The organism is Bacteroides sp. 1_1_30 (assembly GCF_020982715.1).
Classification (GTDB): domain Bacteria; phylum Bacteroidota; class Bacteroidia; order Bacteroidales; family Bacteroidaceae; genus Bacteroides; species Bacteroides xylanisolvens.
Genome location: NZ_JAJKHN010000010.1, coordinates 41103 through 64782 on the forward strand (window position 1 = coordinate 41103; position 23680 = coordinate 64782).

Annotated in this window: 22 protein-coding genes; 17 read left to right on the forward strand and 5 right to left on the reverse strand. The window is 42.7% G+C overall.

Annotation, left to right across the window (positions count from 1 at the left end; translation table 11 throughout):
• Positions 1-20 precede the first annotated feature (20 nt).
• Positions 21-698, forward strand: a complete 678-nt coding sequence (locus tag LPH68_RS04030; RefSeq protein WP_151923059.1) for a vitamin B12 dependent-methionine synthase activation domain-containing protein — start codon at positions 21-23, stop codon at positions 696-698.
• An 89-nt stretch (positions 699-787) separates the two neighbouring features.
• Here the strand turns inward: LPH68_RS04030 and LPH68_RS04035 are convergent, their stop codons facing one another.
• From LPH68_RS04035 to LPH68_RS04055, 5 genes are all read right to left on the reverse strand, one after another.
• On the reverse strand, positions 788-2359 hold the full coding sequence (locus LPH68_RS04035) for a sodium:solute symporter (RefSeq protein ID WP_151923060.1): 1572 nt from the start codon (positions 2357-2359) through the stop codon (positions 788-790).
• 132 nt (positions 2360-2491) lie between these two features.
• On the reverse strand, positions 2492-4297 hold the full coding sequence (locus tag LPH68_RS04040) for a corrinoid protein (protein ID WP_151923061.1): 1806 nt from the start codon (positions 4295-4297) through the stop codon (positions 2492-2494).
• 144 nt (positions 4298-4441) lie between these two features.
• Entirely contained in the window at positions 4442-6688 is a 2247-nt protein-coding gene (locus LPH68_RS04045) for an alpha-xylosidase (RefSeq protein ID WP_117514917.1), read from the reverse strand.
• Between the two features lie 149 nt (positions 6689-6837).
• Complete coding sequence (locus LPH68_RS04050; RefSeq protein ID WP_117514916.1) at positions 6838-8697, reverse strand: right-handed parallel beta-helix repeat-containing protein; 1860 nt, start codon at positions 8695-8697, stop codon at positions 6838-6840.
• 111 nt (positions 8698-8808) lie between these two features.
• Positions 8809-9288, reverse strand: coding sequence for a DUF456 domain-containing protein (locus tag LPH68_RS04055; protein WP_049703038.1), 480 nt, complete (start codon positions 9286-9288; stop codon positions 8809-8811).
• 254 nt (positions 9289-9542) lie between these two features.
• Between LPH68_RS04055 and LPH68_RS04060 the strand changes: the two genes are divergently transcribed.
• The 16 genes from LPH68_RS04060 (at position 9543) to LPH68_RS04135 (ending at position 23626) form a co-directional block, all read left to right on the forward strand.
• Complete coding sequence (locus LPH68_RS04060; protein WP_117514915.1) at positions 9543-11300, forward strand: AAA family ATPase; 1758 nt, start codon at positions 9543-9545, stop codon at positions 11298-11300.
• A gap of 171 nt (positions 11301-11471) precedes the next feature.
• Entirely contained in the window at positions 11472-11909 is a 438-nt protein-coding gene (locus LPH68_RS04065; RefSeq protein ID WP_008644027.1) for a DUF6078 family protein, read from the forward strand.
• Positions 11910-12263: 354 nt separating this feature from the next.
• Positions 12264-12932, forward strand: a complete 669-nt coding sequence (locus LPH68_RS04070; RefSeq protein WP_015531590.1) for an SMI1/KNR4 family protein — start codon at positions 12264-12266, stop codon at positions 12930-12932.
• Between the two features lie 72 nt (positions 12933-13004).
• On the forward strand, positions 13005-13661 hold the full coding sequence (locus tag LPH68_RS04075; protein ID WP_015531589.1) for a hypothetical protein: 657 nt from the start codon (positions 13005-13007) through the stop codon (positions 13659-13661).
• Positions 13662-13800: 139 nt separating this feature from the next.
• On the forward strand, positions 13801-14205 hold the full coding sequence (locus LPH68_RS04080; RefSeq protein ID WP_225449825.1) for an SMI1/KNR4 family protein: 405 nt from the start codon (positions 13801-13803) through the stop codon (positions 14203-14205).
• 238 nt (positions 14206-14443) lie between these two features.
• Entirely contained in the window at positions 14444-14725 is a 282-nt protein-coding gene (locus tag LPH68_RS04085; protein WP_009040829.1) for a tol-pal system YbgF family protein, read from the forward strand.
• A 54-nt stretch (positions 14726-14779) separates the two neighbouring features.
• On the forward strand, positions 14780-15007 hold the full coding sequence (locus LPH68_RS04090; RefSeq protein WP_004297419.1) for a ferredoxin family protein: 228 nt from the start codon (positions 14780-14782) through the stop codon (positions 15005-15007).
• Positions 15008-15018: 11 nt separating this feature from the next.
• Positions 15019-16101: a 3-methyl-2-oxobutanoate dehydrogenase subunit VorB gene (locus tag LPH68_RS04095; RefSeq protein ID WP_004297418.1), complete on the forward strand. Its 1083-nt coding sequence runs from the start codon at positions 15019-15021 to the stop codon at positions 16099-16101.
• A gap of 7 nt (positions 16102-16108) precedes the next feature.
• On the forward strand, positions 16109-16282 hold the full coding sequence (locus tag LPH68_RS04100; protein WP_004297417.1) for a hypothetical protein: 174 nt from the start codon (positions 16109-16111) through the stop codon (positions 16280-16282).
• 12 nt (positions 16283-16294) lie between these two features.
• Positions 16295-17059 carry a thiamine pyrophosphate-dependent enzyme gene (locus tag LPH68_RS04105; RefSeq protein WP_004297416.1) on the forward strand — a complete coding sequence of 255 codons (765 nt, stop codon included), beginning with the start codon at positions 16295-16297 and terminating at the stop codon, positions 17057-17059.
• 20 nt (positions 17060-17079) lie between these two features.
• Positions 17080-17622, forward strand: a complete 543-nt coding sequence (locus LPH68_RS04110; RefSeq protein ID WP_004297415.1) for a 2-oxoacid:acceptor oxidoreductase family protein — start codon at positions 17080-17082, stop codon at positions 17620-17622.
• A gap of 121 nt (positions 17623-17743) precedes the next feature.
• Positions 17744-19795 carry a putative porin gene (locus LPH68_RS04115; protein ID WP_151923062.1) on the forward strand — a complete coding sequence of 684 codons (2052 nt, stop codon included), beginning with the start codon at positions 17744-17746 and terminating at the stop codon, positions 19793-19795.
• A gap of 17 nt (positions 19796-19812) precedes the next feature.
• Positions 19813-20652, forward strand: coding sequence for a transporter substrate-binding domain-containing protein (locus LPH68_RS04120; protein ID WP_151923063.1), 840 nt, complete (start codon positions 19813-19815; stop codon positions 20650-20652).
• A 512-nt stretch (positions 20653-21164) separates the two neighbouring features.
• The gene (locus LPH68_RS04125) at positions 21165-22151 is read left to right on the forward strand and encodes a Gfo/Idh/MocA family protein (protein ID WP_151923064.1); all 987 of its coding nucleotides are present in this window, start codon (positions 21165-21167) and stop codon (positions 22149-22151) included.
• A gap of 155 nt (positions 22152-22306) precedes the next feature.
• Positions 22307-22777, forward strand: a complete 471-nt coding sequence (locus LPH68_RS04130) for a nucleoside deaminase (RefSeq protein ID WP_004314961.1) — start codon at positions 22307-22309, stop codon at positions 22775-22777.
• A 39-nt stretch (positions 22778-22816) separates the two neighbouring features.
• Complete coding sequence (locus LPH68_RS04135; protein WP_151923065.1) at positions 22817-23626, forward strand: fimbrillin family protein; 810 nt, start codon at positions 22817-22819, stop codon at positions 23624-23626.
• Positions 23627-23680 lie beyond the last annotated feature (54 nt).

Sequence of the window (23680 nt, forward strand, 5' to 3'; positions counted from 1 at the left end):
ATATTTCAATGCATCCACCAATGGTTGAACAGGAGCTTACTTATCAAAAACTGCAAATCCCATCATCTGATATTTACGAGGCGATGGGATATAAAGATTCTATGCCGGATGGAATGGTCATAGAAGAAATAAATACGTTACTTGACTGTATCACTCCCCTTCTTCGTCCCCGTTTTTTATTTTTCCTCACTGACGGACTGCTTGACACTGAAAAAGCAACACTGACTGTAAAAGATACGGTTCTCTCAATCGGTAAAACCATTGCCCGCCAATTACGGGGTTCGGAAGCTTTTGCCTTTTTTACCGCAACTGCCGGAGTTGAATTTGAGGAGTTCCAACATCTCCTCCAGCAAAAGGATGACATGGTGAAAATATATATAGCAGATTCATTGGGGAGCATCATTGCAGAAAAGGCTGCTGATTGCATGGAAGAGGAGTTGGCTGTATTTATCGAAAAAAGAGGTTGGAAACACACTAATAGGTATAGCCCCGGTTATTGCGGATGGCACGTATCGGAACAACAAAAACTATTCTCCTTATTTCCGGTTGCTTCGCCTTGTGGTATTCAGTTGACAGATTCCAGCCTGATGATTCCCATCAAATCTGTAAGTGGTATTATTGGAGTGGGTTCTCATGTCCGTAAGCTGGAATATACCTGCGGGCTGTGTACGTATGAGAATTGTTTTCGCAGAAAATAGTTTCACCACAGAGAACGCAGAGGACACAGAGTCTTTTATTATTAGATAATAATCTCTGTGTCCTCTGCGTTCTCTGTGGTGAATAAAAATTAGTGGCCATTGAAGAAGATGTAAAGCCCAATCATGGTCACAATAAGTAATCCCCATAGGATAAGAACAATTCGTGCAGGTTTGTCCTCTATCTTTTCCATATTCAAGATGCCCAATTGCGGAGACTTATCCCACAGGCTGACTACTATCATGCCTATTCCGATGATAACGAATAAGTAGAAGGAAAGCAGCATAAAATGGGGCCATACATCATATTGTTCTGCCGGAAACACCCATAAATACAAGATTCCCACTCCGATGCTGAACACTGTTCCCAATGTCAGAGCCATATTAGCAGCCAGAGTAGTGGTGCGTTTCCAGAACACGCCAAAGAGAAATACAGCTGCCATCGGAGGAGCTATAAATCCCAGTACAGACTGGAAAACATTAAACAGATTCAGTCCCTTGATGCTGTCGATCGCTATGGTTATTATCACAGAGATCAGTGCACCGACTACCGTAACCACTTGTCCCACTCTGATAATCTCTCTCTGTTTGGCCTGCGGTCGGATTTTCTTCACATAGATATCCATCGTGAATACCGTACTTAATGCATTCAAAGCAGAGCCGACAGTACTTACCAATGCTGCCGTCAATACAGCCAATACCAAGCCGACCATTCCTGTCGGGAACAAATGAGTCACCATTGTCATGTAAGCCTCATCGGGATTCTCCAATTGTGGGAATAAAGCGAGGCAGATAATGCCGGGAAGAATGTAAAGAGGTACATCTAATATTTTCAACCATCCGGTAAAGTTGGTTCCCATCTGTCCTTCTTTGAGATTCCTGGCAGCAAGAACCGGTTGCACCATCGACTGATCCGTACACCAAAACCAAACTCCCATAATAGGATAACCCAGGATAATAGGTAGCCAGGGAAAAGCCGGGTCGTCATTCGAACGGAAAAGATTCCAGTAATCCGCCGGAACGACGTCCACCAGTGCGCCTACACCGCCCACTTTATAGATTCCCATGATAGCCAGTGTGGCTGATACTACAATCAACAGTATCATTTGATATACATTCGTGTAGGCCACAGCTTTCAGTCCGCCGAGCATTGTAAAGAAAGCGGAGATGACAAGTAACAGCAATGCTGATTGCCACATAGGAATATCGAAGACTTGACGGATCAGGACTCCACCGGCAAATAAAGTCAATGCAAGCCATGAAATAAGAATGGTAATAATGGTATACCAAGCAAGGATGTTACGGGTAGATTGTCCGAAACGTTTTCCCATAAATTCGGGCAATGTCGTAATGCGACTACCCAAATATCGGGGAGCAAAGACAAAAGCAAGCAGACATATAAAGACAAATGCATACCAGGCATAATTCCCCGAAACAATACCGGTAGTAAATCCAGCACTTGCGGAAGCTATCAACATGGAAGGTCCCACATTCGTCCCCCACATGGAAAAGCCGATATGATACCACTTCAGCGAATTCTCCGCAAGGAAAAGACTACTCCCCTTTTTTCGTTTTGAACTTGCCCATATACCAATAGCTATCAAAATAAGGAAGTAGGCAATCAGAATACTCCAATCTAATGTCTCTAAGAATTTCACATGCATAATTCAAGTATTAAATAAGTAACGTAAGTTTAAATCTAATTTTCTTTAGGCAAGGATTACATGGATTTCACGGTTTTGATAGGCTATGTAATTAAGAGCCGTGTTGATCCGTGTAATCCGTGCCTTTTTATTCTATTTTTTATTTCCAATCAGTTCTTTGGCAACTGCTACGGCTGTATTCGCATTATCACTATATCCGTCCGCACCGATTTCGTCAGCAAACCCCTGACTGACGGGTGCTCCGCCAATCATCACTTTCACTTGATTACGAATACCGGCCTCTTCTAATGCCTGGATAACCTCTTTCATATACGTCATGGTAGTAGTCAGCAATGCGCTCATGCACAAGATGTCAGCATGGTTTTCCTTCACGGCTTCCACAAACTTGTCACAAGTCACATCAATACCAATATTTATGACTTCAAAGCCGCAACCCTCCAGCATGGAAGCCACCAGGTTTTTACCAATATCATGGAGATCTCCTTTCACTGTACCGATGACAATCTTACCGATTGTAGTGGAAGCACTTCCTGTCAATAAAGGTTTCAGTAGCTCCAAAGCCCCTTTCATGGCACGTCCTGCCATCAACAGTTGAGGAACAAAAGCTTTTCCATCCTGGAAACGTTGTCCCACTTCGCCCATTGCTTTAATCATATAATTATTGATAATCATTTGGGGAGCTACTCCTTCCGCAATGGCTTGCCGGGTGATTTCAACCGCAGGTTCCAGTTTCCCGGCAACAATGGCTTCATACAGAGGTTTCAGTTTATCCTCTTCCAGGTGTTGTTCTTCCCGTATACAAATACGTTCCTGTCCAGTAGCTGCCATGTCGGCATCCTGTTGATGTTCATTGGTATTTACAGAGGTAGAAGAACCGGTATATTCTTCAACAATCCGCATGGCCTGTTCCACTTCCTTTTCGTTATGAAAATCCATTTCCAAATGTACACCGTCCGCGCCGATATGATCCAATAGAGGTTTTAGTTCGTCTAATGTCACCCAGCAAGCCATCACGCTCTTTCCGCCTGCCAGAATCTTCTTATACAAATCGTACCATTTGGGAGATCCTCCTTGTGGTTCGCCCACTCCGGGAGTCCATTGAATCGCATTCAATTCTTCAATTTCAAGCAAGGCAGGCAGGTGATGCATGGCTCCCACTCCATCCAGATGATAAAGGGTATAATCAATCTTCTGACATTGTTCACGAATAAAAGGTTGCACAAACCGGCGATAATCATCCTGACTAATCATGGTCGAAATATCACTTTGCAGTTTACTCATCTTTCCGGGAGCCCAGGACGAGAAATAACAGAAAGCCATCTCGTCGCCTTCACGGATGATGTCGTATAGTTCATCAAATACTTTGAAGTAGATGTCGTTAATTTGCTGCATCTGTTGTTCCAGGATTTCAGGCTGCATCACTGTGTCCAATAATACCCTATCCGTTCCTTTCAGTGCGGCCAGAACATCCAGTCCTTCCATCAGGTCGGGCATACCGACAAAGTAGTGTCCGTTGGCTTTCGCTTTACAGGCTTTCAGGAGTTCTTTATGAAGAATCCAGTTCGGGTGTTCGGGGTTAAAGACTATTTCATCGGTGAAATCCGGGTTGGGATGAATCCAAATGGTGTCTTCCCCGCCTTCAAACACTCCGCCTAAAATGGCGGCTAGAGAACCGGGACCCAGTTGGGTATTCGCAACCGGAAGAATATCCGCTTTCAGGCTGCTGTGCGCTACGTACCAGTCCAGATATTCAGCTCTCCATTGAGGGTCGAACCACTTTTGCGACAAATCTTTTGCCGGTGCGGGAGGTGTTATCTCTGCATGTGGTTGTACTCCTTCCTGGAAGTGTTCCCACATATTGAGAATGATTCCTTTATGGTTCCACCAATTTATATAACGTTGTTTTGTTTCTTCTAAATTACTCTTCCATGTTTTCATACTCTGCCATTTTTTATTTATTCTACTCAAGTTTCGGAAGTAATTTATTAGGTTGAAAGCCTCTTGCTATATAGCGTAAGGTATCACTCTACGCAATATTATGTAAGCCTTTCAGGCTACTTACAAAACTTGAGTTATTTCTATTTATCTATTCCAAAATCCTTTATAATCATTATCTATGCGTAAAGCCATGCTCTTGCTTAAATCCATTTCATCCGTACAGTCCACGTCTTCCGGATAGATGGGGATCACGGCATTTGCACGCACATATACGGGCATTTCTTCCAATGGAACGTATACGTCTTTCAGCCAGCATGCTCCTTCCAGACGTTCTCCCGTAAAGAAGTTCACCCATTTTCCTTCGGGAAGATAGATATCCCGACGGTTCTCGCTGTTCATCACCGGAGCTACCAGGAAATCATTGCCGAAATAGTATTCATCATCTATATGCCAACAAAGTTTATCTTCCGGATGATGCAGAATGAGTGCCTGCAAGAGCGGATAGCCGCTTTCTATGGCTAGTTTACTTTGTACTACGATGTATGGAATGAGCGAATAACGCAATTTCCACCACTTTTTCACCAACGGAGCTATGGTGGGATAGTGCCAGGGTTCACGCTTATTGGTTCCGTGATAACGGATATGCGATGTGAATACGCCGAATTGGGTCCAACGCATGTACACATCATCTGCTACTACCGAGTTCATAAAATTGGGCAATGTATGGAAGCCGGGAACATCATGGCTCCAAAAAGCAAATCCCGACAGGCCGAAATGTAGACCGCCTTTCAGAGAACCTGCCATTCCATCCCAGGAACTACAGGAATCGCCTCCCCAATGCAAAGGATAACGCTGGCATCCCGCCCATGCGGAACGTGCCCAGACTATGCCGTCACCTGTCACTTCTTTCGTAATTTCGTAAGCGGCCTTTTGATAAAGCAGGGCATACAGGTTGTTCAACAATTCCGGCTTCATACCTTTATAGAGGGCGTCCATGTGAATGTTTTCACCGAAATCGGTTTTGATACAGGTTACTCCCATATCCAGGAGTTGTTTCAATAGTCCTTTGTACCATTCGGTTGCTTTCGGATAAGTAAAGTCGATTGTTCCGGCATAATCCAGGGCGGAGAAGTTGGAACCATCGGTTGCTTGTTGTTTGGTCAATGGGGCTATATAATCATTGGCTCTGGCTTCATCAATCTGCTCTGCATTTTCCGCAACGTATGGAAGTTGCCATAAAGAGACACGATAGCCGTTCTTTTTCAACCGCCCGATGAATCCTTTTGGATCGGGGAACCGTTCTTCATTGAATTTCCATTCGCAGAGCCAATCGGTACGGAACCAGCCCGTATCCAGATGAATTACGTCACAGGGATAGTGTTCAGCACGCATGCGGTCGCATATTTCGTCTACTTCATCGGCACTGAAATAAGTCATACGGCTCATCCAAACGCCAAAACTCCAAAGAGGAGGCATAGACGGATAGCCGGTCAGGTCACGATAACCGCGAAGAATATCTTCCATCGTATCACCGCCTATCACAAATACATCCAGCAATGCCTGGTCGCTTAGAAACTGGACGGAACGGGTGGAATGTCCGGCCAGTGAGAGCTTGCTATGGGCACATGTGTGGTAGAATGTTCCGTACATTCGGCTGGATAGATAGAAGGGGATATTCTTATAAGTACGCCGGTTATTGACTCCTTGCCCATCTTGGTTTTTCAGGAAGAAAGTATGTCCGCTTAAGTCCATTTTAAAGAAACGTTCTCCGGTTCCGGCAAAACATTCATCGGGCTTACATTCAAAAGAAAGCGTTGCACGTTCTTTCCGACCGTCGCGTTTGCAAAAGGCAACAGGTAACGCATCGTAGCGGGGAGGCGAAAAATGATCGTAGGCTGACAAGCGGATTTCACGTTTTCCGTCAGGGTATAAAGTGATGTCAAGCGTTTCTTGAGGGTCGGGAAGCAATTCGCTCCATCGGTCTAATAGAGGCTCTTCCACATTGATAACGGCACGCTTCGTTCCGTCTTCCGTCGAAAGAATCCATTTTCCTTTTTGTTCTTTTATAAACAGGGGTACTTTCTGAATCCGGTCACTGAATTGTAGCATTTCCGACTCATCTGTCAGTACATAATCGCCGAAGCCAAGAAACAGGCGGGTGATGCCGATGTTATACTGACGGATGATTAACGTATATTCCTCCTGGAGAACATCGGTATCCGCCATCATATCGTTAGCCAGCTTTTGCTTCTGAAAGGGAACTGTTACGTAAATATCTCCTTCCTTTTCATAAACAGCCGTTGGCTTGTATGCTTTCCAAAGCGACTCATTCCTTGATAACTCGGTATCGAAATCAAGGAAATCAAATAAGTGATAGTTCGTTGGTTTCATCTATTTTATTGATTAAATATCGTTTATTGATTACTATAATTATCATATTAGTTTGAATGGTTACCATACTAGTCTAGTTCTAATGATTATTACACTAGTTTATTGATTGCTATATTAGTACATTGATGACTATGTTAATCCATTGAGTTTCAATCTTGCTTTATTCTTCCGGCTTTGTACTTAATACTATCCGCCACTTGAGGCCCGTTATTCTTCCACACGTTCTTTTTCCCGGGGCGGTTCGAATCAAAACGTTCAGTGGGACACCAGTTGTTTTCCATTGTATATCCGTCCGTAGCTTCATCCAGATAGATATAAAAAGCACGGTCATTCGTAGCGTAGGGGGCTTCGATTAAATGTTCGATCCGATTATTTCGCATGACGGAACCCGGCTGGTTGGAAAGAGTATACAGACCGCCTGCATCGTATAGCCGACGGGCAAAGTGATGTACATAGTTTGCTTCTATCCGGTTGTTACACATTCCGCTCTCCAGCGATGTCCATCCCCAGCCTACACAAATCCCTGAATAGTTCAGATGGCAGACTTCATTATGAGAAATATCCATGTTTCTGACATATCCGGCGCCGATACCTACACATCCCCAGTCTTCATTAGTCACATTACTGATGAAATTGTTTCTGATAGTAATATGGGAACATAATTCCCGTACGTCAGCAGGAATAAAAGGGACGTGCGTCTCAAATCCTCCGTCCGGAAATGCACCGACCAGTAAAGCCGTTCCTCCAATATCCGTAAATTGACAATCTTCGACGCTCGATGCTGTGACTGCCCATTCATAATCCAGTCCGGTGGATGATAAATGACGAAACGTGCAATGCTTGAAATCAATATGTTCGGCACCTCTTACACGTATCGCTGTTTCGGGACGGATGATCCAGGCTTGGTTCTCCAGTTCCGCTTTTTCCGGAAGCCCCGGTTCTTGTAGTTTATAGGCATCCAATAAAGGAAATCCCCCTTGCAAGGTGACGTGCCCCTGAAAAGAAGGACGCATCCAGGAGGTATGCGCAAAAGTAATTCCGTTAAATTGTATATGCTTTACCGGACGAGACAATGTACCGTCTATGGTCACTAAAGTTTCCAAAGCAGGGATAATCACTTCAGCAGTTTCCATATTTTCGCCCGCCTGCGGATAATAGTAAATCGTGCCGGAAGGATATTCCTGAAACCATTCACCGGGTTGGTCCAGCAATTCCAGTGCATTGGTCAGGCAAAAGGAAGAATTTCCTTTCTCTCCTCCGATGACGGGTTGCGGCCAGGGATGCGCAAACTCCAGGTGACTTTCGGGTTCATGGAAGCGAACTACAGCTTGTCCGTCTTTCGCGTCTATACTTTTCACGCGCAAAATAGCAATTGCCCAGCGTTGATGGACAATCATTTCCAGTTGACCGGCATTTTGAAGTCTTTTCGGATTTACATTTTGAGAAACGGGGATCGTTATTGTTTGTTCTTCCGGATTGAAGTCAATCATTTGTTCCAATCCTCCGTCAGGAAATTGCGCAGCTCTTTGAACTTTATGACCGTTCACCCACATCTGCCGGGTTTCTACTCTTCTGTTTCCTATTAGGGGAGCCTCTGCCGACCATATCTTCTGCCTTAGCTTTTCAGGAATTGCCGGATGATTACATCCACGCTTCCACCCCGTAACAGCAACTCCACCACTAATCACAGGATGAGCACCATCTACTGCACAAATCACTGTTGGAGAATCGGGTGTCCCACTATCTTCCGGACGAAGAAACAGAGAATTGCGCTGGGCATAAACACCCTCTTCCAAACGAATATAAATTCCTCCGGCTACTTCCGGCCGATTCAGTCTACGCCATTCACGAGCCTGCTTGATTGCCCGGTTTAATGTATAAAACGGAGCTTCCTTTGTCCCGGGATTCTTATCATTCCCCTGCAGGGATACATAAATTTCTCCCGCAAAAAGCGAGGGAAACCACCCCAAGAAAATGATAAAAGAAAGATAAATAAAAGTCTTTTTCATGGTACTACCTCAATGTGCTACTTCAATAAAGACGAACACACATCGATTTAGTACTCTATGTAAAGGCAATAGATAGGTTATTCTTACGAATGTTTTACAACATCAAATAGGTTACCGAATAAGACCTATGATAAATTGATAGCAAAAATAACCGCAGACAACGAACTTCAGTAAAGTTCCGAATATAAATCCGAGTAAAGAGCCCACACCTGATTTGAGTGCCTGCGAGAACTCTTTATTTCCTAATAGTTCACCAATCACCGCTCCTAGAAACGGACCGAGAATAATCCCCCAAGGCAAGAAAAGAAGACCGACAAGAGTTCCTATAATACATCCCCAATTCCCCCATTTACTACCGCCACTATATTTACTTCCCAGCATCGGAGTGAAATAATCCAATACCTGCAAAACAGCTACAATCAATAGCCATACGATTAATTGTGTCGTAGAATATTGTACCTTATCTGTGAAGTGCAGAATGACCAACCCCACATAAGCAATAGGAGGACCGGGAAGAAACGGCAAAATACACCCTGCTAACCCGGCTATCATACAAAGGGCACCAATTACGATCAAAATAATGTCCAGCATAGTCTGTTCTTTTTTTAGTTCTGCACAAAAATACAGTATCTTTCAATATATACAAGCTAACCTCAAGAATTATTTCCGCCACTTCACTGCTGTTTCAGAATAGCTTTGTCAGGGCTGTAGTTCTTTGTGTGAATGAGTTTTTCCAATACTTTTTTGAGGATGCCTCGTACCCAACAAGAACTTTTACTATCTTTGTGTCGTTAACGCTATTAATAAGCAAGTTATAAAATAAGAAATCAGCAGGAGGACAGGAAATGGATCCAATGGAATATATAGTACCCAACAGAAAGCGTTTGCCTTACGGTATGATGAACTTCGCAGTCATCCGCCGCGAAGACTATTATTATGTAGACAAAACCCGCTTCATTCCTATGATAGAGCAGGCAGACCGGTTCTTTTTCTTCATCCGTCCCCGCCGCTTCGGCAAAAGCCTCACGCTGAACGTACTGCAACACTACTACGATGTGCGTACCCGCGATAAGTTCAACGACTTATTCGGCGACCTCTACATCGGGAAGCATCCCACAGCAAACCGTAACAGCTATCTGGTGCTTTACCTTAACTTTTCAGGCATCACCGGCGAACTGAACGATTATCGAAAAGGATTGGATGCACATTGCAGCATTACTTTCATGAACTTCTGCAAGATATATGCCGACCTTCTGCCTCCGGAAACTCTAGAAGAACTACGCCAAGTGAATGGGGCCGTAGAGCAGTTGGACTACCTCTATCAAGCCTGCGAACGTGCCGGACAGAAAATGTATCTCTTCATTGACGAATACGACCACTTCACCAACGCCATCCTTTCTGATGCCAAAAGCTTGCACCGCTACACTGATGAAACGCATGGCGAAGGTTATCTGCGTGCTTTCTTCAATAAGGTGAAGGCAGGAACTTATTCCAGCATAGAGCGTTGTTTCATCACCGGCGTAAGCCCCGTAACGATGGATGACCTGACGAGTGGCTTCAACATCGGCACGAACTACTCACTTACCCCCCAATTTAACCAAATGATGGGGTTCACCGAAGAAGAAGTGCGCGAAATGCTGACTTATTATTCAACGAACAGTCCTTTCCGCCATACTGTTGACGAACTGATAGAAATAATGAAACCATGGTACGACAATTATTGCTTCGCGCAGGATTGTTACGGTGAAACTACCATGTACAACTCCAACATGGTGCTCTACTTCGTGAAGAATTACATAGATAACGGCAAAGCGCCACGAGAAATGATAGAAGATAATATACGTATCGACTATGAAAAGCTGCGTATGCTCATTCGAAAGGATAAGGAGTTTGCACACGATGCTTCCGTCATTCAAACTTTAGTGAGTCAAGGTTATATCACTGGCGAACTGAAGAAAGGTTTCCCTGCTGTCAACATCACCAATCCTGACAATTTTATAAGCCTGCTATACTATTTCGGAATGTTGACCATTAGCGGAATAGATAAAGGCAAGACCAAACTGACCATTCCGAACCTGGTGGTTCAAGAGCAGCTCTACACTTATTTGCTGAATACCTACAACGACGCAGATTTGAATTTCAGCAGCTACGAAAAGAGCGAACTTTCAAGCCAGCTCGCCTATGATGGCAACTGGCAAGCCTATTTCGGTTACATTGCCGACTGCCTGAAACGTTATGCATCCCAGCGTGACAAGCAAAAGGGCGAATTCTTCGTTCACGGCTTCACCTTGGCCATGACTGCGCAAAACCGCTTCTACCGTCCTATCTCCGAGCAAGATACACAAGCGGGTTACGTCGATATTTTCCTCTGTCCCATGTTGGACATATATTCTGACATGAAACACAGCTACATCGTTGAGTTAAAATACGCCAAATATCGCGATTCTGAAAACCGTGTGGAGGAATTGCGTCAAGAAGCCATCGCCCAGGCCAATCGCTATGCCGACACAGACACGGTGAAACAAGCTATTGGCTCCACGCAACTACACAAGATTGTAGTGGTATATAAAGGTATGGAAATGCGGGTATGCGAAGAGTTATAATGAACAATCTCTTCACCCTTCACTTTTCCTTGTATTATCCTATCTATAAGCAGTTTATGGGTGAAGGGTGTTCCCTTCACCCATCCTTTCACGTTTTTTCTTTTTCAAACTGTACCTTTCCACAATAAAAGCACTACCTTTGTCAATTATGTATGTAATATACAATATAAAATGAACGACAATAAATTAAAAAACAAAACAGTCCCTTTCAACTACGCCCGCTGCTACAACGAGCAATGTCCGAAAGCTTGTAACTGCCTGCGTCGGGTGGCTGCACTTCTCACTACCGCTGACACGTCCTACATCAGCATCGTAAACCCAATGTGTATTCCGGCCACCGGCATTGACTGTCCCCACTTCCAAAACGCAGAAAAGATACATGTGGCATGGGGTATCAGCCACCTGCTGGACAACGTACCTTATAAGGACGGAACAAATATCAAGCAACAACTGATCGGACATTTCGGAAAAACGCTTTACTATCGCTTTTATCGCGAAGAACGCTTCCTAAGCCCCGCAGATCAAAACTATATCCGCCAACTTTTTCACCGGAAAGGTATCACCGAAGAACCGGTCTTTGACAGTTACACGGATGAGTATAATTGGTAAAGCCGCGTTCTAACCAGTTTCCAGCCTGCTGAAACTTTTTGTTTCAAGCGCTAGAAACTAAAAGTTTCAAAGGGTGAAACGATTCGTTTCACACCGAGAAACAAACTGTTTCACTACGGGAAACCATTCGTTTCAAGGTATGAAACAAAAAATGGAACTAGTTAATGAAAGCAGAAGAAGTATCAGTGAAGGATATATCGCCTAAAAGTTATATGTAATACAAGTGTTATTGGTGAATTTTCAGAATGTATGTGAAAGATCAGAATAAAGAGTTGAAGTGTACAGCGTAAAATTCTCCAATATTGTAATCAAATAGACAAGAACGGAGTGAAAAAATATTTAGAAAAAATAAATATGGAAGAAGTAATAAGAAAATATGTAGATGAATGTTGGGGCTTTGTGCAAGAACACAGAGAATATCTTATGTATGTCCCTTCTTATGAAGAACACATAGAGCCTGAAATGCAGGACACATTTGATAATATTATACCACAAGGGAAATCGGTTAAGATATATGTCACTCAACCGGAACATACTAATTATATGGTGGACATTATTACGGAAAAAGACCATGTATGGAAAGCGATAGATAATCAAATTTCAGACGAGGATATTTCCAAATTAGAAAGTAAATTAAATGTTATTCTTCCGCTTTCATATAAGATCTACTTGAAATACAAACACTTTTATGAAATATTTTGGGATTTAGATGTTCGTCTATATCCAAAGCCCATTCATTCATGGAATAAAATCTTAATTGAAAATAATGAGGAACTGCAAGAAGAAATTCTTAACAAAGGGTATTTTGCAATAGGTCGATATTCTGATTATGGCGTGATAGCTCTTAAATTGACAGATGATGAGAATAAAGAAGGTGAAATCCTTCTCTTTGATTACGAAACGCCTGAAACAGAAGTATTAGCACCCAACTTTATAGAATTTCTTAATCAGATATTACAAAATCCTAAACCTGTTCTTCAAGAATTAAAAGGTTGGGAGAAAAAAATGTATAAAATGGAATGATGCTACTAACAAGCACCTGTACCACATAAACGGCAGCAAGCCGCAAACCATTACCGATAGTGCAATAATAAAATGAAAAAGAATGATTTTATAAATAATCAACTGCTATCAATGGGCTATTTGCCATTGCCATACAATAAAGACCGCAATAAAGTCTTTTATAAAGAAATGGATAATGGCTTAATAGTCTGTGTAGGTATTGAGTCTTCTTCTTTGTATCAAGACAGAAGAAAAACTGTTTCATTTTATACAGCATTGTCATATACATGGGCGATGTATTCACCTATATTATTGCCACAGGATTGTTACTTACGAATAGGTGAAATATTGGGTAAGAATGATTTGTGGTTTCAAACTACCACAAAAGAAGAAAAAGATTTTATGTGCCAATCGATACAGCAAGCGGCAAGAATCTGCGAAAAGCAAAGTAAAATCATATTGCACTATATCTTAAAAGAAAATCAATATGTGGAGTATAAAGAATATATATGCAGATTGAACTGCATAATAGATTTTGTTAAAAAGCAGGGAATCACCAGTAATGCAGATATAAGTATCATTTATGAAGTGATTAAACCAGTATTAAAAAGAATAGGTGTACCGCTTTCCAAGCATACTACAAAACTATATGCAGTGGATGCCATGAATTGCATCCACTGCTCTTCGGACATAAATAAGCAACAAAGAAAAATAATAGCAAGCGAAATAATATCAGTAACAAACGGGTAAATTGTCCTAAAAGAAATGATCCGTCTGAGATTAACATTTATCAAAATAAAAAAATAAACGAGGAAACAGCAGTTAGCTGAAACACATTAACAGTAGTACAACAAAATCAATATGGAAGTAATAGAAAGTAAATGGTATAATAAAGAATGGTGCAAATACAGCGTCTATTGAAGACGTAGAAAAACTTCTAAATACAACCTTGCCCTATCAGTACAAAAGATTTCTGTTATGGAGCAATGGTGGCGAGGGTAAATTAGGAGATAACTACATCTATATATGGGCTATTGAAGATATTGTTGCTTACAATAATGACTATGGAATACACAAATATCTTCAAAAAGAGTATTTAGCATTTGGCATGGATGGTGATATTGGATATATTTTCCACCTGCCAAACAATAGTATATATAGGGTAGATTTAGGAGATTTAGATATAGCTTCTATTAAGTATATAGCACCCTCTTTTGACGACTTTTTAGGCAAGGCTATTTATCTTAATTTCGATAAGCCACAGAATATTGTTGACAATAGTTCAACCATATAAAGTGATTAGACATGGATATAAATAATGAATAAACTACAACTCCAAAAACAATAATAACTCCTGATTCATATCGTTTTTTGATTAATAAAGTTACGGATATGTCAAGAAAAAGGCAAATTCCACCTCTACTATACAATATGCAATAAACTCAAAACGTTGCAAATTTCCGTCCTCATTTGCCCTGTTTACATAAATAAAAACTATCTTTGCGTTTCAGAATCCCGAAAGACGAAAAGAAATGGAGCAAATAGACAACCTAAAAGAGCTTATCAATCAGGGGGATGTGGACACAGCGATTAAGCAATTGGACCAGCTTCTCCAAGACAGTTCTGTCGAAAAAGAGAAAGATACTCTTTACTATTTACGGGGAAATGCCTACCGAAAGAAAGGAGATTGGAAGCGGGCACTGGACAACTACCAGTATGCCATCGAGCTCAATCCGGACAGTCCTGCCGTTCAGGCCAGGAAGATGGTAATAGATATCCTCAACTTCTACCACAAGGATATGTTCAATCAATAAAAGAGATGTATAATCAATAACCGTACTCAAAGATAACGTAATAAAATAAAGATTATGGCAAAAATCAAAGGAGCAATCGTAGTCGACACGGAGCGTTGCAAAGGATGCAACCTGTGTGTAGTGGCGTGTCCGCTCGATGTAATCGCCCTCAATAAAGAGGTAAACATGAAAGGCTATAACTATGCCTGGCAAGTGAAGGAAGATACCTGTAACGGATGCAGCTCGTGTGCAACGGTTTGTCCGGACGGATGTATTTCAGTGTATAAAGTAAAAGTAGAATAAAAGAAAAGAATATGGCAGAAGAAGTTGTATTAATGAAAGGAAACGAAGCCATCGCCCACGCAGCTATCCGTTGCGGTGCCGACGGTTACTTCGGTTATCCTATTACTCCCCAATCGGAAGTGTTGGAAACGCTTGCCGAACTGAAACCGTGGGAAACAACCGGCATGGTAGTACTCCAGGCGGAAAGTGAAGTGGCAGCTATCAATATGGTATATGGAGGTGCAGGTAGCGGAAAGAAGGTTATGACCTCATCTTCAAGTCCGGGTGTGAGCTTGAAACAAGAAGGAATCTCTTATTTGGCCGGTGCCGAACTTCCTTGTCTGATTGTGAATGTAATGCGTGGCGGTCCCGGATTGGGAACTATCCAACCCAGCCAGGCTGACTACTTCCAGACAGTGAAAGGTGGTGGTCATGGAGACTACAAACTGATTGCCCTCGCTCCGGCATCCGTACAGGAAATGGCGGATTTCGTAGCATTAGGATTCGAACTGGCCTTCAAATACCGTAATCCGGCTATTATCCTTGCCGACGGTGTGATCGGTCAGATGATGGAAAAGGTTGTTCTTCCTGCACAAAAGCCACGCCGCACGGAAGCAGAAGTAATTGAACAATGTCCATGGGCTGCTACCGGAAAAGCAAAAGACCGCAAACCGAATATTATCACTTCCCTCGAATTGAAACCGGAAGCCATGGAAATCAACAACCTCCGTTTTCAAGCTAAATATCGTGAAATTGAAGAAAATGAAGTACGCTTCGAAGAGATCAACTGCGAAGATGCAGAGTATTTGATTATCGCTTTCGGTTCAATGGCACGTATTGGCCAGAAAGCAATGGAACTAGCCCGTGAAAAAGGAATTAAAGTAGGTATCCTTCGCCCGATTACACTGTGGCCGTTCCCAACCAAAGCGATTGCTGCATACGCTGATAAAGTAAAAGGTATGCTCGTTACGGAACTAAATGCCGGACAGATGATTGAAGATGTCCGTCTCGCTGTTAACGGTAAAGTAAAGGTAGAACATTTCGGACGTCTAGGTGGCATCGTTCCCGATCCGGATGAAATTGTAACTGCCTTGAAAGAAAAAATAATCAAATAACGAAACAATGAATCCCGATAAAATAAGAAACGTACTGAACATCCTATTTATGATATTGGCTGTTGCAGCCATCATCACCTACTTTGTAGCAAAAGATGATTTCAAAATGTTTATCTACGTATGCGGCGCGGCAATCTTTGTCAAGCTGATGGAGTTTTTTATACGGTTCACCAACAGATAAGGAGATGAAGTTATGACTAAAGAAGAAATAATCAAACCCGAGAATCTGGTTTACAAAAAACCGACTCTGATGAACGATAACGCCATGCACTACTGCCCGGGTTGCAGTCACGGTGTGGTACACAAACTCATTGCCGAAGTCATTGAGGAAATGGGTATGGAAGATAAAACTGTGGGAATTTCTCCGGTGGGATGTGCAGTGTTTGCCTATAACTATCTCGATATTGACTGGCAAGAAGCAGCACACGGACGTGCTCCTGCTGTGGCGACTGCTGTGAAACGCCTGTGGCCGGACCGCCTTGTTTTCACTTATCAGGGCGACGGTGACTTGGCTTGTATCGGTACAGCCGAAACAATCCACGCTTTGAACCGTGGTGAGAATATCACGATTATCTTTATCAATAATGCGATCTACGGTATGACAGGCGGCCAGATGGCACCGACTACACTAGTAGGCATGAAGAGCTCGACTTGTCCTTACGGACGTGACGTTGAACTTCACGGCTATCCATTGAAGATTACTGAAATCGCAGCCCAACTGGAAGGAACTGCTTACGTAACCCGTCAGTCCGTACAATCCGTACCGGCTATCCGTAAGGCTAAGAAGGCAATCCGCAAGGCTTTTGAGAACTCCATGAACGGTAAAGGTTCCAACCTGGTAGAAATCGTTTCCACTTGTAGTTCAGGCTGGAAGATGACTCCGGAGAAGGCGAACAAATGGATGGAAGAACACATGTTCCCATTCTATCCGCTGGGTGATTTAAAAGATAAAGAATAACGCTAAAAGTCAACAGAACAATGAAAGAAGAAATAATTATAGCAGGATTCGGTGGACAAGGCGTATTGTCTATGGGTAAGATTCTGGCATATTCCGGTTTGATGGAAGGCAAAGAAGTGACCTGGATGCCGGCATACGGTCCCGAACAACGAGGTGGAACAGCCAACGTTACAGTTATTGTAAGCGATGACAAAATATCCTCACCGATTCTTAGTAAATACGACGCTGCCATCATTCTGAATCAGCCTTCACTCGAAAAGTTTGAAAGCAAAGTGAAACCCGGCGGTATCCTGATTTATGACGGTTACGGAATTATCAACCCTCCTACCCGTAAGGATATTAAGGTATATCGTATCGACGCAATGGATGCAGCTAACGAGATGAACAATGCCAAAGCATTCAATATGATCGTACTTGGCGGATTATTGAAGCTTCGCCCCATCGTAACGTTGGAGAATGTTATCAAAGGACTTAAGAAAACCCTGCCGGAACGCCACCATCACTTGATTCCTATGAACGAGGAAGCTATCAAGAAAGGTATGGAGTTAATCCGTGAGGTTTAATTAACAGATAATGTACAATGGATAATTGATAATTATTAGCTACGTATAGTACGTATGCAACATAATTTTCAATTATCCATTATCATTAAATCAATTAAAGTAAGTATCTTTGCCTCCAATTATGAGACGAATCTTACTATTATATATAATCTTTTCCGTTATAGGTTTGACAACTGTCCATGCACAGTTCGATAATGGTCGCCAGAGAGTGGACGAGAACGGATACGACCAATACGGTAACCAGGTGGACCCTGCCATGATTCCGGACAGACTGGATAGTGCAAATGTAGAAGTACAGGGGTTACCTCCGAAATTATATATGTGGCGTATTAATAATCAGTTGGGCGACCGGACTATCATCCCGGCGGATACTGTTTATCACCACTTCCAGAATTCAAATCTTACCGAAGGACTTACCGGACATTATAATTATCTGGCCAATATGGGTTCTCCCCGTATGTCACGCATCTTCTTTGAACGTCGTGATCCGGAACCGACTATCTTTATGGAGCCTTTCTCCAGTTTCTTTATTCGTCCTACGGAGTTCAATTTCACCAATAGTAACGTACCTTATACCAATCTGACGTATCATAAAGCCGGTAATAAAATAAACGGAGAAGAACGCTTTAAGTCTTATTTCTCTGTCAATGTAAACAAGAAGCTGGCTTTCGGTTTTAACATAGATTACTTGTACGGACGAGGATATTATAATAACCAAAATACGGCTTATTTCAATGCGGCAATTTTCGGTAGTTATATCGGCGACCGATACCAGATGCAAGCTATCTACAGCAACAATTATCTCAAAACAAATGAAAACGGAGGTATTGAGGACGACCGATACATCACTGCTCCTGAAGAGATGGCACAAGGCCAAAGGGAATATGAATCAACCAATATCCCGACTGTACTAAGCGCCACAACCAACCGTAATCATGACTTTTATATATTCCTGACCCAACGTTACAATCTGGGATTCAGCCGCGACATACCGCAGGCCGAAAATGACACTACTCCAGCCAAACAAGAGTTTGTGCCGGTCACTAGTTTTATACATACCATTCAGGTAGAGCGTGCACGTCATAGCTTCAACTCTGATGATGACATGCGTGAAAAGAACTATTATCAAAACACCTATTTGGAACCGGATAATCCGATTGCCAGAGACAGTACTACTTATATGGGTATCAAGAATACCATAGGTATTGCTCTACTCGAAGGATTCAATAAATATGCCAAAGCCGGACTCACGGCATTTGCTTCCTATAAAATCAGCAAATATACTCTTATGAATATGGAGGGGAATCCATTGCCCGACAAATACAATGAAAATGAAATATTTGTTGGAGGCGAATTATCCAAACGTGAAGGAAATGTACTTCATTACCATGCCATTGGTGAAGTGGGACTCGCCGGAAAAGCAATCGGACAATTCAATGTAAAAGGAGATATCGACCTTAACTTTCCGTTATGGAAAGACACTGTGAGCCTTATAGCCCGTGGTGAAGTCAGCAATAAGCTTGCGCCTTTCTATATGCGTCATTATCATTCCAAACATTTCATGTGGGACAATGATATGGACAAAGAATTTCGTACCCGTATTGAAGGAGAATTAAGTATTGCACGTTGGAGAACACGTTTGAAGGCGGGAGTTGAAAACATAAAGAACTACACTTATTTCAACCAACAAGCAGTGCCGGAACAGAAAAGCGGAAGTATACAGGTGTTGTCAGCAAGTCTTAATCAGGACTTCAAGCTGGGAATCTTCCATTTAGATAATGAAGTAACCTGGCAAAAGTCCAGCGACCAGACCGTATTACCTTTGCCTGATCTTTCGCTGTATCACAATTTCTATATGCAGTTCAAGCTGGCAAAGAAAGTGCTTAGTGTACAATTGGGTGCCGATGTGCGTTATTTCAGTAAATACAATGCACCCGCTTATATGCCGGCTATCCAAAACTTCTATTTGCAACCGGAAAATGACCAGGTAGAGATAGGAGGTTATCCGATCGTGAATGTATACGCAAACTTACATCTAAAGCGTACACGTTTCTATGTAATGATGTATCACGTGAATCAAGGTATGAGCAGCCCGAATTACTTCTTGGCTCCTCACTATCCTATCAACCCGCGTGTACTGAAATTCGGTCTTTCATGGAATTTCTATGATTAACAAAATCTATATGGCTTATGGTAACACGCCCCAAATTGAGACTGGCCAGATATTTAGTGCCCGTAATCATTGTATTGGCAATCATCTTTTCTATCCGCCAATGCGGTAATCAGGAAAAGCCGTCAGGACACCCGCGTGATTATGCAGCCATTGCCAAAGAAGGTATATTGCGTGTAGCGACTGAATATAACTCGATCAGTTTCTACGTGGACGACGATACCGTTTCCGGTTTTCATTACGAACTGATACAGGCTTTTGCCCATGACAAGGGATTAAAGACCGAAATAACACCCCTGATGAGTTTCGAAGAACGGCTGGAAGGATTAAGCGAGGGACGTTACGACGTAATTGCCTGCGGTATATTAGCCACCAGCGAACTGAAAGACTCTCTGCTCCTCACCTCTCCCATCACGCTCAACAAGCAAGTGCTCGTGCAACGGAAAGAAAACGGAGAAAACGACTCACTCCATATCCGTAGCCAGCTGGACTTGGCCGGGCGGACACTTCACGTAGTAAAAGGGTCTCCTTCTATTCTGCGTATTCAGAATCTAGGTAATGAAATCGGCGATACCATTTATATCAAAGAAATAGAGAAATACGGTTCCGAACAATTAATCTCAATGGTAGCTCATGGGGATATCGACTATGCCGTTTGTGACGAAAGCATCGCACGCGCGGCCGCCGATTCCATCCCGCAGATAGATATAAATACAGCTATCAGCTTTACACAATTCTACTCATGGGCAGTCAGCAAACAATCACCCGCTTTACTCGATAGTTTGAATACATGGCTGGATAAATTCCAAAAGGAGAAAGAATACCAGAAGATTTATAAAAAGTACTATGATAAAGAATAACCTTATCATTTTACAGTTCAGAAGAAAACAATCAAAAACAGAATGTAAGATAGATATATTCATGTCTATTTCCAGAAATAAACTCCCAAAGACTTGACTTTCGCTTTTGAATGTCGTATCTTTACAGAGTTAATGATAAAGTAGTTTCAATTAAACTACACGCAAAGGAGGGAATCGCGATTCTCTCCTTTCTTTTTATCCAGCCGGGAAAAACCTCTCCCCGCCCCAGCTTTTCCTTGCGCTTTGCCCGGTGGTTATGGTTCTTCAGCCGGAGGATCAGCAGTGTTCACCTTGCTTCTTACCGAAATGAAGTATATATCCGCCTCAAACAGACGTTCTGTTTGCCTGAAACAGAGCCTTTGTTCCGATAAAATAGAGCTTCTGTTGAAACAAAACACAATGTCTGTTTTCTAACTGTCCCTGCTAAGTTAATAATCAATAAAGTTGCTCTTGACAAAAAATAGCTTTATCTTTGGGGTTTGTTAGAACAGACACAATAGGTATATTATATTATGAGTGAAAAGATTATCAAATGGGGCTTCATTGGTTGCGGAGAAGTAACCAAGACGAAAAGCGGTCCCGCTTTCCAGAAAGTAGAACATTCGGAAGTCGTAGCCGTGATGAGTCGTGACGGCGCGAAAGCGAAAGCGTATGCCAAAGAGAGAGGAATCAAGAAATGGTATGACGATGCACAGGAGCTGATAGATGATCCGGAAGTAAACGCTATCTATATCGCCACTCCTCCTTCTTCACACGCTACGTATGCCATTATGTCCATGAAAGCGGGTAAACCGGCCTATATTGAGAAGCCAATGGCGGTGACGTATGAAGAATGTACCCGAATCAACCGCATATCCAATGAAACGGGGGTTCCCTGTTTCGTAGCATACTACCGACGTTATCTTCCCTATTTCCAGAAAGTAAAGGAATTAGTAGAGAACGGAACGATCGGCAACGTTATCAATGTACAGATTCGTTTTGCCCAGCCGCCACGCGATCTGGATTACAATCGTGATAATCTTCCCTGGCGTGTGCAGGCTGATATTGCCGGAGGCGGCTACTTCTACGACCTTGCTCCGCATCAGATTGATTTGTTGCAGGATATGTTCGGTTGCATCCTCGAAGCAAGCGGTTACAAGAGTAATCGCGGCGGACTTTATCCTGCTGAAGATACATTAAGCGCCTGTTTCCAATTTGACAACGGACTGGTGGGTAGTGGTTCCTGGTGCTTCGTAGCCCATGATTCTGCCCGCGAAGACCGCATAGAGATTATCGGCGACAAAGGAATGATTTGCTTCTCTGTCTTTACTTACGAACCTATCGGACTGCATACCGAGAAAGGACGGGAAGAAATCTGTATCGGCAACCCGGAACACGTGCAACAGCCTCTTATCCAAGCAGTAGTAGACCACTTATTGGGTAAGTCGGTTTGCTCTTGCGACGGCGAAAGCGCAACGTTGACTAACTGGGTAATGGACAAGATCTTAGGTAAGCTATAACCCTAAAAAAAGCAAAAAAAAGTTCCTTCTTTTTCCGGATTCTGCCGGTATTGTTAAAAAATTAATAGGGACATTCCATTGTATATTGTTAGTTTTTTCTATCTTTGTAGAAAGAAGCAAAGAAAAAATGAAACTAACAATATATTTTTTGTGCCATGACTAAAGAAGCTTTAATGAGAAAAGCGATCGAGCTTTCAAAAGAAAATGTTGAAAATGGTGGAGGTCCTTTCGGTGCTGTGATTGCCACGAAAGACGGAGAAATAGTTGCAACAGGAGTTAATCGTGTCACTGCATCTTGTGATCCTACGGCTCACGCCGAGGTAAGCGCCATACGTGCCGCAGCTGCCAAACTCGGAACATTTGATCTTAGCGGATACGAAATCTATACTTCCTGCGAACCTTGCCCCATGTGCCTGGGTGCTATTTATTGGGCACGCCTGGATAAGATGTACTATGGAAACAACAAGACCGATGCCAAAAACATCGGCTTCGACGACTCTTTTATCTATGACGAACTGCAACTGAAACCTGAAGACAGAAAGCTGCCTTCCGAAATCCTACTACATAATGAAGCCCTTACTGCCTTCAAAGCCTGGGTGGCCAAAGAAGACAGAGTAGAATATTAGAAAACCTCTCACTATTATTAACCTATTAATTACCCTCAAATGAAAAGAAAAAGCCTTTTATTTGTTATGGCATCAGTATGCCTGTTCAGTTGTCAACAGCAAGAAGAACTGCAAGACCCCAGTAATGGAGTGATCGACTTTTCTACTTCTATTGACCAAAGTATCAACAATGCTCTTACTCGTAACAGCAGTAGTCTGACACTTCCGTTAAAGAGCAACTTCGCTGCCGGAGATGTTATCTCCATGTCCGTTGCCGAGCAAGATTATCATCCGTTTGCCATAGGCATGGATAGCCAGACTTGGAACGAAGCAGGCACCGATTCGGAAACGGTTACTTTCTATGCTCATTATCCTGAATTGACCGACGAAGCTGCTACTACCAGATCATTGAGCAGCCGCTATCGTGAAATCAAGGGTGGCTTAGAATATTTGTTCGGTACAGCCCAAGCCAACAAAGGTTCTAAGAGCGTTGCTCTTGCATTTAAGAGAATGACAACGCCCGTCGTTCTGCTTGACGAGAACAACCAGCCGTACGAAGGTAGAGCAATCGTTAAACTGTTCTTGAAGAACAAAGGTGTGCAAGACCTGTTCAGCGGTAAAATCGAAGCTGACCCCAATGCAAAACCGGAATACATTGATATCCGGAAAGTATCTGAAGGTATCTTGACTAACTTGATTCCGCAGATCATCAAAGCCGGCGAGAAAATAGGAACGGTTATTCTGGAGGACGGTAAAGAAGAACCTATCATCGCAGAGGAGGACATTACCATAGAAGCCGGAACTCCTGTAGCGGTAAAAATGTACGCAAGACGCGGAATCATTGACGAACGAACTCCACTATTCAGATAAGACTAAAGAATAAAAAGTGATACTAATAAAAATCCCCGGAACCGCTGTAGACAC

Excerpts from the sequence above, each read along its gene's own strand:
- LPH68_RS04110 (WP_004297415.1), top strand. The coding sequence starts at position 17,080 with ATGAAAGAAGAAATAATTATAGCAGGATTCGGTGGACAAGGCGTATTG.
- LPH68_RS04115 (WP_151923062.1), top strand. The coding sequence starts at position 17,744 with ATGAGACGAATCTTACTATTATATATAATCTTTTCCGTTATAGGTTTG.
- LPH68_RS04100 (WP_004297417.1), top strand. The coding sequence starts at position 16,109 with ATGAATCCCGATAAAATAAGAAACGTACTGAACATCCTATTTATGATA.
- LPH68_RS04075 (WP_015531589.1), top strand. The coding sequence starts at position 13,005 with ATGAAAAAGAATGATTTTATAAATAATCAACTGCTATCAATGGGCTAT.
- LPH68_RS04040 (WP_151923061.1), bottom strand. The coding sequence starts at position 4,297 with ATGAAAACATGGAAGAGTAATTTAGAAGAAACAAAACAACGTTATATA.
- LPH68_RS04130 (WP_004314961.1), top strand. The coding sequence starts at position 22,307 with ATGACTAAAGAAGCTTTAATGAGAAAAGCGATCGAGCTTTCAAAAGAA.
- LPH68_RS04105 (WP_004297416.1), top strand. The coding sequence starts at position 16,295 with ATGACTAAAGAAGAAATAATCAAACCCGAGAATCTGGTTTACAAAAAA.
- LPH68_RS04045 (WP_117514917.1), bottom strand. The coding sequence starts at position 6,688 with ATGAAACCAACGAACTATCACTTATTTGATTTCCTTGATTTCGATACC.
- LPH68_RS04060 (WP_117514915.1), top strand. The coding sequence starts at position 9,543 with ATGGATCCAATGGAATATATAGTACCCAACAGAAAGCGTTTGCCTTAC.
- LPH68_RS04120 (WP_151923063.1), top strand. The coding sequence starts at position 19,813 with ATGGTAACACGCCCCAAATTGAGACTGGCCAGATATTTAGTGCCCGTA.
- LPH68_RS04050 (WP_117514916.1), bottom strand. The coding sequence starts at position 8,697 with ATGAAAAAGACTTTTATTTATCTTTCTTTTATCATTTTCTTGGGGTGG.
- LPH68_RS04085 (WP_009040829.1), top strand. The coding sequence starts at position 14,444 with ATGGAGCAAATAGACAACCTAAAAGAGCTTATCAATCAGGGGGATGTG.
- LPH68_RS04090 (WP_004297419.1), top strand. The coding sequence starts at position 14,780 with ATGGCAAAAATCAAAGGAGCAATCGTAGTCGACACGGAGCGTTGCAAA.
- LPH68_RS04035 (WP_151923060.1), bottom strand. The coding sequence starts at position 2,359 with ATGCATGTGAAATTCTTAGAGACATTAGATTGGAGTATTCTGATTGCC.
- LPH68_RS04070 (WP_015531590.1), top strand. The coding sequence starts at position 12,264 with ATGGAAGAAGTAATAAGAAAATATGTAGATGAATGTTGGGGCTTTGTG.
- LPH68_RS04030 (WP_151923059.1), top strand. The coding sequence starts at position 21 with ATGGTTGAACAGGAGCTTACTTATCAAAAACTGCAAATCCCATCATCT.
- LPH68_RS04065 (WP_008644027.1), top strand. The coding sequence starts at position 11,472 with ATGAACGACAATAAATTAAAAAACAAAACAGTCCCTTTCAACTACGCC.
- LPH68_RS04095 (WP_004297418.1), top strand. The coding sequence starts at position 15,019 with ATGGCAGAAGAAGTTGTATTAATGAAAGGAAACGAAGCCATCGCCCAC.
- LPH68_RS04125 (WP_151923064.1), top strand. The coding sequence starts at position 21,165 with ATGAGTGAAAAGATTATCAAATGGGGCTTCATTGGTTGCGGAGAAGTA.
- LPH68_RS04135 (WP_151923065.1), top strand. The coding sequence starts at position 22,817 with ATGAAAAGAAAAAGCCTTTTATTTGTTATGGCATCAGTATGCCTGTTC.
- LPH68_RS04055 (WP_049703038.1), bottom strand. The coding sequence starts at position 9,288 with ATGCTGGACATTATTTTGATCGTAATTGGTGCCCTTTGTATGATAGCC.